Here is an 11,181-nt window from a genome sequence, read left to right as displayed (position 1 = left end):
ATCAAGCACAACTGTGCTTGATCACGGCGGGGAGATGGCAGTGATCAAGCACTGTCGTGCTTGATCACGCAGGAGGGGTGGTCATCCAGCGTTCGGGGCCGGAGCCGGCGCGGGCGGCGCGGGCGCGCAGGGTCTGCTCCCACAGCAGCGACGCCGCGGTGCCCGCCGCGAGGTGGTCGACGCGGGGGGACACCTTGCCGGGTGTGGAGTGCAGCCGGACGGTGGCCAGGCCCAGCCGACGCTGCCAGGGTCCCTGCGTCAGCCCCAGGCTCTGCGTGCGGGCGTGCGGGACGACGTCCAGGCCGCGCACGAAGCGCCCGTTGCGGGACAGGAACGCGTAGCCGGTGCTGCGGTACCCGCGGCGGCGCCAGGACAGCGGGTCCAGCCAGCGGGCCTGCCGCGGGACGGGGGTGAACCCGCCGTCGGTCCCGGTGCCGGTCAGCCCGGCGCGGACCACCTCCAGGGGCGACTCGTCCGGGGTGCCGAGGTCCGGCAGGACGATGGCCAGGACGTGCCCGAGCTCGTCGATCGTCCCCACCGGCAGCAGCGTCGTGCTCTGCTCGGACCTGTTGCCGCTCTCGGAGGAGTAGCCGGCGACGTTCACCTCCACGCGCCACCACCCCTTGCCGCGCCACAGCAGCGGCTGGGTGATGCGCAGCGCCTGCACCCGCCCTGGCGGGACCGTCTGCGAGCGCTGCTCCAGCAGGCCGTGGGTCATCCGCAGCCCGTCCGGGGAGTCGGCCACGGTGAAGTTGAAGCCGTTGTTGAACCTCCCCCACACCGCCGAGACCAGACCCAGCAGACCGGCCGCGGACCCGAACAGCGGTGCGAAGTTGCCGGCGAACCAGCACCCGACCGCGATCCCGACGATCCCGACGACCAGCCAGACCGTCAGCCCCGACCGCAGCGTCGAGGTGATCAGCCGCACCGGCGGCACCTCGACGACCTCGCGCTGCGGGGCCTCGGGGGCCTCCTCCCCCTCGGCGACGACGACCCCGGCCGAGGCGGCCAGCAGCGCGTTGCGGACGCGCTGCGCCTCCTCCTCCTTCAGGTAGGCCAGCGACACCTTGCTGCCGGACCCGCCGGCGACCTCCAGCCGCAGCTCGGCCAGCCCGAACAACCGCCCGAGCAGCGGCCGGACGACGTCGACGGCCTGCAGCCGGTCCAGCTGGGCGCGTCGCTGCTGGCGCCACAGGATCCCGCGCTCGACGTGGACGGCCTCGGCGTCGATGCGGTAGCGGGTGCGCCGCCAGGCCAGTGCGCTGTAGGCCGCCCCGGCCAGGGCCAGCACCAGCAGACCACCCAGGACTCCCAGCGTCAGGACCCAGCCGGGCAGGTCCAGCCGCAGGATGTCGTCGACGTTCTGCCCGACGACGACCGCGAGGACGGCCGCCACGACCTTCCAGGCCCGCAGGACCGGCGTGACGGGGTGCAGCCGGCGCCAGCCGGCGTCGGCCAGGACCGCGCGGACGGGTGCGTCGAGCTGGTCGGCGACGTCCTCGGGCAGGACCTCGACGGCCGGTTCGTCGGCTCGCGGCTCCTCCATCAGAGCCCCGCCAACCGCGCCTCACCGCGCGCGGCGAGCCGGTCGCGCAGCCGCGCCGCCTCCTCCGGGGGCAGGCCGGGGATCGCCGCGTCGGTGTCGGAGGAGGCGGTGTGCAGCTGGACCTTGGCGATCCCGAACTTGCGGTCGACCGGGCCGGCCTCGACGTCGACGTACTGCAACCGGCCGTAGGGCACGACGACGAGCGAGCGGAACAGGATGCCCTTGACGACCAGCAGGTCGTCGTCGCGCTCGGCGTAGCCCCACGCCTGCACCTGCCGGCCCGACCACAGGTAGTCCCACAGCCACAACGGGACGATGAGCACCAGCGCCAGCCAGATCCAGGGGGTCAGCAGGACGGCCAGGACCGCCGCGACCACGGCGAGGACGCCGAAGACGATCGCCCCGACGAGACGCTGCGCGGTCGCCCAGCGCGGGGAGATCCGCTGCCAGACCACGTCCGAGGGCGCGAAGGGTTCGTGGGTCGTTCCTGCCCTGGGGTCCGCGCCGGCCATGCCCACACCCTGCCAGACGCGTCGACGGGGCAACCTCCGTCGAACGGCTGGTCCTGGCCGGCCCGTCGTAGGCTGCCCGAGTGATCACCGGTGGTGACGAGAAGGACACGGAGATCGATGAGGTCATCCGTTTCGACGGCGTGTCCAAGCGGTACGGCCGGCGCGACTCCCCCGCCGTGCGCGACCTGACGATGTCGGTGCGCCGCGGCGAACTCGTCGCGCTCGTCGGGCCCAGCGGCTGCGGCAAGTCCACGATCCTGCGGATGGTCAACCGGCTCGTCGAGCCCACCGCCGGGCGCATCGTCGTCGACGGCCGCGACACCGCGCACGTCGACGCCGTCACGCTGCGCCGCGGCATCGGGTACGTCATCCAGGCCGGCGGGCTGCTGCCGCACCGCACGATCCGGCGCAACGTCGCGACCGTGCCCGCCCTGCTGGGCTGGGACGACGAGGTGACCCGCCGCCGCGTCGACGAACTGCTCCACCTCGTCGGGCTGGACCCCTGGGCCTACGGGGACCGCTACCCCGCCCAGCTGTCCGGCGGGCAGCAGCAGCGCGTCGGCGTCGCCCGCGCCCTGGCCGCCGACCCGCCCGTGCTGCTCATGGACGAACCCTTCGGCGCCGTCGACCCGGTCGTGCGGGACCGGCTGCAGACCGAGTTCCGCCGCATCCAGACCGACCTGCGCAAGACGGTCCTGTTCGTCACCCACGACCTCGACGAGGCCGTCAGGATCGCCGACCGCATCGCGGTGTTCTCCACCGGAGGAGTGCTGGAGCAGTTCGCCGACCCCGAGACGCTGCTGTCCGCACCCGCCTCGGACTTCGTCGTGGAGTTCATCGGCTCCGACCGCGGCCTGCGCCGGCTGGCGGTGACCCCGATCCGCGCCGACGACCTGGAAAGGCCCGTGGTGCTGGCGCCCGGCGACGGGGCCGCGTACGCGGCGACGGCGCTGGAACTGGACGGCCGGTCGTGGGGGCTGGTGGTGGAGTCCGACCGGGTGCTGGGCTGGGTCCCCCGGGGACGGCTGACCGAGGCCGCCCGATCGGGGGGCCGGGGCGTGCGGGTCGGCGACCACGTCCGCGAGTTCACGGCGAGCATCGACGCCCACGAGACGATGCGCACGGCGTTCTCGACGCTGCTGGCGCAGGAGTCGCGGTTCCTGCCGGTGCTCGACGGAGGTTCCTACGTGGGGGTGCTCACCCCGGACGTGGTGCACACGGCGCTGCGCCGCGGAACTGCGGCGGGCTGACCCCCTACCGCGGAGGTACCCCGGGTGCCTCCGGCGTCCCGGACCGGACGGCTCCGTGGAGCGATGACCCGGAACCCGCCCCGGCGGTTCGATCGGGACATGCGAATCCTCATCGGAGCAGACACCTACGCCCCCGACGTCAACGGCGCCTCCACGTTCGCCCAGCGGCTGGCCGCCGGGCTCAGCGCCCGCCACGAGGTGCACGTGGTGGCCCCCGGCCGCGGGCTGCGCCGGACCCGGCAGACCGTGCCGTCCGGCGTCGTGGAACACCGGTTGCCCGCCGTTCCCGTCGTCGTCGGCGGCACCGGCCTGCGGTTCTGCCCGCCCGTCGGGCTGGTGCGCACCGCGACGGCCGTGCTGCGCGAGGTCGCCCCCGACGTCGTGCACGTGCAGAGCCACTTCCTCGTCGGCCGGGCGCTGGTGACCGCGGCGGGCCGGCTGGGCATCCCGGTCGTGGCGACGAACCACTTCATGCCCGAGAACCTCACCCACCACGTCCCGCTGGGTTCCCGCGTCCAGCGGGCGCTGCACGAGTGGGCGTGGGCGGACGCGGCCGGGGTGTTCACCCGCGCCGACGTCGTGACCGCCCCCACGCCGTACGCGGCGGCGCTGGCCGAACGGGCCGGGATCCCCGGGCCGGTGCTGCCGATCTCCTGCGGCATGGACCTGCGCCGCTTCGCCCCCGATCCCTCCGGGCAGCTGCGCCGTGGTTTCCGCGAGCGCTACGGGGTTCCGGACCGCCCCACGATCGGGTACGTCGGGCGGCTGGCACCGGAGAAGAACGTCGCCGAACTCGTCGAGGCCCTGGCCCTGGTGCGCCGGGTGCGGCCGGACCTGGACACGCAGCTGCTGCTCGTCGGCGACGGCGCCCTGCGACCGGCGCTGCTGAGGCAGGCGGCCGCGCTCGGGGTGGCCGACCGCGTCGTCTCGACGGGTTTCGTCCCCGAGGAGGACCTGCCCGCGGCCTACCTGGCCTGCGACGTGTTCGCCAACGCCGGAACCGCGGAACTGCAGAGCCTGGTGGTGCTGGAGGCGATGGCCTCGGGGTTGCCGGTGTTCGGGGTCGACGCGTGCGCCCTGCCGCACCTGGTCCGCGACGGGGAGAACGGGTTCCTCTTCCCGCACGCCCGGCCCGCCGCGCTCGCAGCGCGGCTCGCCCTGGTCCTGGGTGATCCCGCACTGGCCGCGCGGCTGGGCGCCCGCAGCGTCCAGATCGCCGCCGGCCACGACGAGCGGGTGACGCTGGCCCGGTTCGAGGAGCTGTACGCCCTGCGCCGCACGCCCGTTCCGGCGGACTCCCCCGCGGGGGTCCTGGTCGGGTGAGCCCGGTGCGTGCTGCACGATGAGGGCGTGCGCTGGCTCCGGACCCTGGCCACCGCGTACGGCGTGCTCGCCACGCTCGCCCTGCTGGTGGTGCTGGTGCTCTCCGACGGCCACGTCGTCAGCTACGTCCTCGGCCTGTTCGCCACCTGGTGGCTGGCCCCGGCGCTGCTCGTCGTCCCGCTGGCCGCGGCGGCGTCGTCGTGGCGGACGCTGGCGGCGGTCCTGGCCCCGGCCGTCGCGGCCGGCTCGCTGCTCGGCCCGTACGCGCTGCACCGCGCCACCCCCTCCGGGCGGACCCCCGACCTGCAGGTCGCGACGTTCAACACCTCGCAGTGGCGCGGGGCGGCCGGGGTGACGTCCCTGCTGCGCGACGGTGGACCGGACGTCGTCGCGCTGCAGGAGGTCGCCCCCTCCCAGCAGCGCCGGTACGCCGAGCAGTTCGCCGACTACCCCCACCGCAGCTACACCCCCACCAGCGGCAGCGCGAACGACGGGGACGCCGTCTGGTCGAAGTACCCGATCGTGTCGGTCCAGGCGGTGACCGGCATGCCGGACGGGGCCCGGCCCGCGGACGTGGTGACGGTGGACGTCGAGGGCCGGCGGATCGCCGTCCTGTCGGTGCACCTGGCCTCCCCGTGCCTGTTCTGCTCCCCCGCCGAGGCCGCCGGGAACCCCGCGGGCGACACCGGCGAGGCCGCCCGGGTCCGGGTGGCCGAGGCCCGCCGCCTGGCGGAACTCGCCTCGCAGCTGCGCGCGGCGGGCGACGCCGTCGTGGTGGCCGGCGACCTGAACTCCGCCGAGCTCAACGAGCCCCTGGCCGAACTGCGGGCGCACGGCCTCGTCGACGCGCACCGGGCGGTCGGCACCCAGCCGGGACTGACCCGGGGTTCCTCGCCCGGTTTCGCACGGGTCGACGTCGTGCTCGTCGCGGGGCTGGAACCGGTCGCGACCAGTGAACGCGGTCCGGGCGGCAGCTCGCACTCCCCCGTCGTCGCCGACCTCGCCTGGCCGGGGTGAGGATCTGCCAGGATCCCGCCCGTGACCAGTCAGCGCCTGGACCGGCTCGACCGCACGAGCGCGGGTTTCGTCGAGGAGTTCCGCACGCCCCGGCTGGACCCCGCGCGCTGGGTCGACCACTACCTGCCGCACTGGACGACGCCCCGGCGCTCGCAGGCGCGGTACGACCTCCTCGGCCCGCTCACCGGTGGCCTGCGGTTGCGCATCGACGACGACCAACCTGACTGGCGGCCCGAGGACGCCCCGCTGCGGGTGTCGAACCTGCAGACCGCGACGTTCGGCGGACCCGTCGGCTCCGACCGCGGAACCCACCGCCACCGCCCGGACGGGTTGCGCGTGCGCACCGCCGTGGCCCAGCGTCTGCTGTGGGCGCCGCGGTCGGGGCAGGTCGACGTCACCGTCACCGCGAGCCGTGACCGCGGCTGCATGCTCGCGGCCTGGCTCGTCGGCACCGAGCACCTCGGGGCCGACGACAGCGGCGAGGTGTGCCTGTTCGAGATCGACGCCGACGCCGTGACCTCGACCGGCACCACGGCCCGGGTGGGGATCAAGGCCCACCACGACCCGCGGCTGCGCACGGACATGACCGAGGTCACCGTCCCCGTGCCGGTGGGCCGGGCGCACACGTGGTCCGCGCGCTGGGACGAGGGCGGGGTCGCCGTCGCCTGCGACGAGCGGGTCGTGTTCACCTCCTCCCAGGTGCTGGGCTACCCGCTGCAGCTGATGGTGGACCTGTTCGAGATCGGCCCCCGCGACGGCGCGGACGCCTACCCCAAGACCGCGGTGGTCCACTCGGTCGTCGCGTCCTGACCGCCGAAAACCAGGTGCGCGGCAGTTCCGCCGACTCCTAGCGTCGGGCGCCGTGACCGGAGACCTGTGGGGCGAGGACGTCGCCCGCGGCTACGACGACTCCACCGACCCCAGGTTCGGCCCCGAGGTGCTCGGCGCCACCTGCGACGTGCTGGCCGACCTGGCCGGGACGGGCCGCGCCCTGGAGTTCGCGATCGGCACCGGCCGGGTGGGACTGGCCCTGGCCGTGCGCGGTGTGCCGGTCGCGGGGATCGAACTGTCCGAGGCGATGGCTTCCCGGCTGCGCGCCAAGGACGTGGACTCGCGGGTGGAACTGGTCCTGGGCGACATGGCCACGACGCGGGTTCGCGGGCAGTTCAGCCTCGTCTACCTGGTCTACAACACCATCACGAACCTGCTGGAGCAGGACGAGCAGGTCGAGTGCTTCGTCAACGCCGCGGCGCACCTGGCACCGGGTGGGTACTTCCTGGTCGAGGTCGGGATTCCGAGCCTGCAGCGGCTGCCACCGGGCGAGACCGCGCGGCCGTTCCAGCTGGACCGCGACCACCTGGGTTTCGACAGCTACGACCTGGTGGCCTGCCGGCTGACCTCGCACCACTACTCGTTCGCACCCGACGGCACCGTCAGCACGTTCGAGTCCCACCACCGCTACGCCTGGCCCGCCGAGTACGACCTCATGGCCCGCATCGCCGGCCTGGAACCGCACGCCCGGTGGGCCGACTGGGACCGCTCGGAGTTCACCGCGTCCTCGCGCTCGCACGTGTCGGTGTGGCGCAAACCCCTCAGCTGAGCTTCGTCACGAACTCGCCGATGCGGCGCAGGCCCTCGCGCAGTTCCTCACGGGAGGCGGCGTACGACAGCCGGACGTGGGTGTCGGCCGTCGCCGTGCCGAAGTCGCGACCCGGGGTCAGCGAGACGTGGTGCTCGGCCAGCGCCCGCTCGCAGAACTCCCACGAGCCCAGGCCCGTGCCGCTGACGTCGAAGTAGACGTAGAAGGCGCCGTCGGGTTCGACCGGCACGGGCAGGCCGATCTGCGCCAGGCCGTCCAGGACGATCCGCCGTCGGGCGACGAACTCGGCGCGGCGTTCCTCGCAGACCGCCAGCGAGTCCGGGGTGAAGGCGGCCAGCGCCGCCAGCTGCACCGGCGTCGAGGCGGCGATGAAGTAGTTCATGGCCAGCTTCTCGACGGGCGCGACGAGCTCCTCGGGCAGGACGCACCAGCCCAGCCGCCACCCCGTCATGCCGAAGTACTTCGAGAAGCTGTTCACGACGATCGCGTCGGGGTCGGCGGCCAGCACCGTCCGCGCGGGCGTGCCGTCCGGGGACGGGTCGGCCAGTTCCAGGTAGATCTCGTCGACGATGCGCCACGCGTCCCGCTCACGGGCCTGCGCGCAGATCCGCGCCAGTTCCCCGGACGGCACCGACGTCCCGGTGGGGTTGGAGGGGGTGGCGACCATGACGGCGCTGGTGCGGTCGGTCCAGGACGCGCGCACGGCCTGCTCGGTCAGCTGGTAGCGCATCGCGGCCGTCGTCGGCACCGCGTGAGCGCGGCCGCCGAAGGTCTCGACCAGCTGCCGGTTGCACGGGTAGGACGGGTCGGCCAGCAGGACGTCGTCGCCGGGGTCGACCGTGGCGGCCAGCACGAGCAGCAGCGCCGCGGACGCCCCGGAGGTGACGGCGATGCGGTGCGGCGGGACCTGCACGCCGTGGCGGTCGCGGTAGAAGTCGGCGATCGCCACGCGCAGCGCCGGCAGCCCGAGCGCGGAGGTGTACGGCAGCGGCCGCCCGTCGGCGACCTCGCGCTGGGCGGCCAGCACGGCCGGCGGCGCCCCGAAGTCGGGTTCGCCGATGCTGAGCTTGACGACGTGGTGGCCCTGCGCCTCCAGGGCGGCGGCCTGCTGGCCGAAGGCCAGGGCGTGGAACGGCTCGACGGTCGCGGCGCGGGTGGACGGCCTCACGAGACCTGCATCCTGTTCTGGTCGTCGTCCTCGTCGGGGGGGACCCGGCACCAGCGCTCCACGACGAGCCCGGCCACCAGCAGCAGCGCGGACACGACGACGTCGGCGGCGCCGACGACCGCCTCCGAGCGGCGGGCCGCGATGTCCAGCGTCGGCACGTAGTGCACCACCCAGCCGGCGAACCCGCCGACGAGCAGCGACCCGGCGACCGAGGCCGCCTTGGCCAGCGCGGCCGTCCGCGCGGCGCGCAGGGCGTCGATGCGCCGGCCCTTGTCCCCCTCGACCCACTGCTTGACCGGCCACCCGAGCCCGAACACCGCGACAGCCAGCAGGCCGATCGTCAGCACCGTCGTCCACACGAGGTCCGGTTCGGCGTGCCCGGCCGACACCCAGATCTGCAGCCCGGACCAGGTCAGGACCGCGGCGATGACGCCGAGGCCGACCAGCAGCCCGGGTTTCGACGGCCTCACGCCTGCACCGCGCGCAGGAGGTCGGCGACGCGGCCGCCGTGCGGGCCGGGCAGCACCGCGTCGGGATCGAGGTCGAGCCAGGGGCCGAGCACGAACGCGCGCTCGTGGGCCCGCGGGTGGGGCAGGACGAGCCCGTCCCGGTCCAGCACCAGTTCGCCGTAGGTGATCACGTCGACGTCGACGGGCCGCGGCCCGTCGGGGACCTTCGTCGAGCGGTCCAGGCCGAGCCCGGCCTCCACGGCGTGGCAGGCGGCCAGCAGCGCGTGCGGGTCGAGGCTCGTGGTGACCAGGACGACGGCGTTGAGGAAGTCGGGCTGGTCGGGCACCGCGCCGACGGGCGCGGTCTCCACGATCGTCGACGTCGCCTCGACGGTGACGCCCTCGGTGGCCTGCAGCGCGTCGACGGCCGCGCGCAGCGTCGCCGCGCGGTGGCCGAGGTTGGCCCCGAGGGCCAGGACGGCGCCGGTCACGGGCGGACCCTCCGGATCACGAGCTCGACGTCGTCGAACGGTGCCGGGATGGGGGCCTGCGGCTTGTGGACGACGACGTCGACGGCCGCGATCCGCTCCGAGCGCTCCAGGCAGGCGTCGGCGACGCGCTGGGCCAGCGTCTCGACCAGCAGCACGGGCTCCCCGACGAGGACGGTGATGAGCTGCTGCGCCAGCGCGCCGTAGTCGACGGTCGCGGTGAGGTCGTCACCGGCCGCGGCCTCGCGGGTGTCCAGGTGCAGGGCGACGTCGAGGCCGAAGGGCTGGCCCTGGGCACGCTCGAAGTCCAGGACGCCGTGCCGGCCGATGCCCTTCAGCCCGCGCAGGACGATGCGGTCCAGGACGCGGCCGTCGGCGTCGAGGACGGGCCCGGCCCCTTCCAGGGAGCTCACGAGACACCCACCTCCGCCGCCGAACGCCAGGCCGTGGCCACCTTCACCGCGGCCACGGTGGACGGCACGTCGTGCACCCGCACACCCCACACCCCGCGGTCGGCGGCCAGCGCCGAGACCGCGGCCGTGGCGGCGTCGCGCTCGGTCGGGGCGGGGACGACCCCGTCCGGCCCGGCGAGCAGGCGACCGAGGAAGCGTTTGCGGGAGGCCCCCACGAGCAGCGGCCGGCCCAGGTCGGCGAGCCGGTCGAGCCCGGCCAGCAGCGCCCAGTCGTGCTCGGCGACCTTGGCGAAGCCCAGCCCCGGGTCGAGCACGACGCGCCGCGGGTCCAGACCCGCGGCGGTCACGGCGGACAGCCGCTCGCCCAGTTCGGCCCGCACCTCGGCGACGACGTCGCCGTAGGCGGCCAGGGACGTCATGACGTCGGAGTGACCGCGCCAGTGGCTCAGGACGTAGACGCAGCCGAGCCCGGCCACCGTGGCGGCCATGTCGGGGTCGGCCAGCCCGCCGGAGACGTCGTTGACCACGACGGCGCCGGCCTGCACGGCCGCGCGGGCCGTCGCGGCGCGCATGGTGTCCACGCTCACCGGGACGCCCGCCCCGACGAGCCCGGTCACGACGGGCAGGACGCGACGCAGCTCCTCCTCGGGCCCGACCCGGACGGCGCCGGGCCGGGTGGACTCCCCGCCGACGTCGACGAGGTCGGCGCCGGCCGCGTGCAGGGCGATCCCCGCGGCGACCGGGTCCGCCGCGTGCACCCCGCCGTCGGAGAAGGAGTCGGGGGTGACGTTGAGGACCCCGACGACCCGCGTGGGCCCGGGCTCCAGCAACGGGCTCACCGGTGCCCCGCCACGATGAGGCTCATGGCCTCGGCCCGGGTGGCCGGGTTGCGCAGCGCGCCGCGCACGGCGGAGGTGACGGTCTTGGCGCCGGGTTTGCGCACACCGCGGTAGGTCATGCACGAGTGCTCGGCCTCGACGACCACGATGACGCCCCGGGGGCGCAGCCGGTCGACGAGGGCGTCGGCGACCTGGGTGGTCAGCCGTTCCTGCAGCTGCGGCCGGCGGGCGTAGACGTCGACGAGGCGGGCCAGCTTGGACAGCCCCGTCACCCGGCCGTGCTCGCCGGGGATGTACCCGACGTGGGCGACGCCGTGGAAGGGCAGCAGGTGGTGCTCGCAGGTGGACTGGACCTCGATGTCCTTCACGAGGACCAGTTCGTCGTGCTCGAGACCGAAGTCGGTCGTCAGGACCTCCGCCGGGTCCTGCCACAGGCCGGCGAACAGCTCCGTCGCCGACCGGGCGACCCGGGCCGGGGTGTCCCGCAGCCCCTCCCGGTCCGGGTCCTCCCCGATGGCGAGGAGGAACTCCCGGACCGCGGCCTCGGCCCGTTGCTGGTCGAAGGCCGCCGGCAGC

13 protein-coding genes are annotated in these 11,181 nt (G+C 74.7%); 5 read left to right on the top strand and 8 right to left on the bottom strand.

Annotated features, from left to right (window positions below):
• Positions 1 to 64 precede the first annotated feature (64 nt).
• Positions 65 to 1,546, bottom strand: a complete 1,482-nt coding sequence (locus tag ACRYR2_RS04410; protein WP_432561607.1) for a PH domain-containing protein — start codon at positions 1,544 to 1,546, stop codon at positions 65 to 67.
• Positions 1,546 to 2,058, bottom strand: a complete 513-nt coding sequence (locus ACRYR2_RS04405; RefSeq protein WP_432561606.1) for a PH domain-containing protein — start codon at positions 2,056 to 2,058, stop codon at positions 1,546 to 1,548. The genes ACRYR2_RS04410 and ACRYR2_RS04405 overlap by 1 nt, the downstream gene beginning before the upstream one ends.
• 80 nt (positions 2,059 to 2,138) lie before the next feature.
• Here ACRYR2_RS04405 and ACRYR2_RS04400 point away from each other — a divergent pair, with 80 nt between their 5' ends.
• From ACRYR2_RS04400 to ACRYR2_RS04380, 5 genes are all read left to right on the top strand, one after another.
• Positions 2,139 to 3,308: an ABC transporter ATP-binding protein gene (locus ACRYR2_RS04400; RefSeq protein WP_432561605.1), complete on the top strand. Its 1,170-nt coding sequence runs from the start codon at positions 2,139 to 2,141 to the stop codon at positions 3,306 to 3,308.
• A 99-nt stretch (positions 3,309 to 3,407) separates the two neighbouring features.
• Positions 3,408 to 4,631: a glycosyltransferase gene (locus ACRYR2_RS04395; protein WP_432561604.1), complete on the top strand. Its 1,224-nt coding sequence runs from the start codon at positions 3,408 to 3,410 to the stop codon at positions 4,629 to 4,631.
• Between the two features lie 27 nt (positions 4,632 to 4,658).
• Positions 4,659 to 5,648, top strand: coding sequence for an endonuclease/exonuclease/phosphatase family protein (locus ACRYR2_RS04390; RefSeq protein ID WP_432561603.1), 990 nt, complete (start codon positions 4,659 to 4,661; stop codon positions 5,646 to 5,648).
• A 21-nt stretch (positions 5,649 to 5,669) separates the two neighbouring features.
• Positions 5,670 to 6,458 carry a hypothetical protein gene (locus ACRYR2_RS04385; protein WP_432561602.1) on the top strand — a complete coding sequence of 263 codons (789 nt, stop codon included), beginning with the start codon at positions 5,670 to 5,672 and terminating at the stop codon, positions 6,456 to 6,458.
• Positions 6,459 to 6,510: 52 nt separating this feature from the next.
• A complete protein-coding gene (locus ACRYR2_RS04380) occupies positions 6,511 to 7,248 on the top strand; it encodes a methyltransferase domain-containing protein (protein WP_432561601.1) in 738 nt (245 codons plus the stop codon).
• Here the strand turns inward: ACRYR2_RS04380 and ACRYR2_RS04375 are convergent.
• Genes ACRYR2_RS04375 through folE form a run of 6 tightly spaced genes read right to left on the bottom strand, consistent with a single transcriptional unit; the run spans position 7,241 to position 11,180 of the window.
• Positions 7,241 to 8,416: an aminotransferase class I/II-fold pyridoxal phosphate-dependent enzyme gene (locus tag ACRYR2_RS04375; RefSeq protein WP_432561600.1), complete on the bottom strand. Its 1,176-nt coding sequence runs from the start codon at positions 8,414 to 8,416 to the stop codon at positions 7,241 to 7,243. The two genes, ACRYR2_RS04380 and ACRYR2_RS04375, sit on opposite strands and share 8 nt — an antisense overlap.
• Positions 8,413 to 8,886, bottom strand: coding sequence for a DUF3180 domain-containing protein (locus ACRYR2_RS04370; RefSeq protein ID WP_432561599.1), 474 nt, complete (start codon positions 8,884 to 8,886; stop codon positions 8,413 to 8,415). The genes ACRYR2_RS04375 and ACRYR2_RS04370 overlap by 4 nt, the downstream gene beginning before the upstream one ends.
• Positions 8,883 to 9,356: a 2-amino-4-hydroxy-6-hydroxymethyldihydropteridine diphosphokinase gene (folK, locus tag ACRYR2_RS04365; protein ID WP_432561598.1), complete on the bottom strand. Its 474-nt coding sequence runs from the start codon at positions 9,354 to 9,356 to the stop codon at positions 8,883 to 8,885. Before folK ends, ACRYR2_RS04370 begins: the two co-directional genes overlap by 4 nt.
• Positions 9,353 to 9,766 (bottom strand): dihydroneopterin aldolase, encoded by a 414-nt coding sequence (folB, locus tag ACRYR2_RS04360; RefSeq protein ID WP_432561597.1) that lies wholly within the window; start codon positions 9,764 to 9,766, stop codon positions 9,353 to 9,355. The genes folK and folB overlap by 4 nt, the downstream gene beginning before the upstream one ends.
• The gene (gene folP / locus ACRYR2_RS04355; RefSeq protein WP_432561596.1) at positions 9,763 to 10,605 is read right to left on the bottom strand and encodes a dihydropteroate synthase; all 843 of its coding nucleotides are present in this window, start codon (positions 10,603 to 10,605) and stop codon (positions 9,763 to 9,765) included. The genes folB and folP overlap by 4 nt, the downstream gene beginning before the upstream one ends.
• Positions 10,602 to 11,180 carry a GTP cyclohydrolase I FolE gene (gene folE / locus ACRYR2_RS04350; RefSeq protein WP_432561616.1) on the bottom strand — a complete coding sequence of 193 codons (579 nt, stop codon included), beginning with the start codon at positions 11,178 to 11,180 and terminating at the stop codon, positions 10,602 to 10,604. The genes folP and folE overlap by 4 nt, the downstream gene beginning before the upstream one ends.
• Between the last annotated feature and the right edge of the window lies 1 nt (position 11,181).

This window comes from Kineococcus deserti, from assembly GCF_050871945.1.
Taxonomy (GTDB): Bacteria; Actinomycetota; Actinomycetes; order Actinomycetales; family Kineococcaceae; genus Kineococcus.
This window is presented reverse-complemented; position numbering and strand designations above follow the sequence as displayed.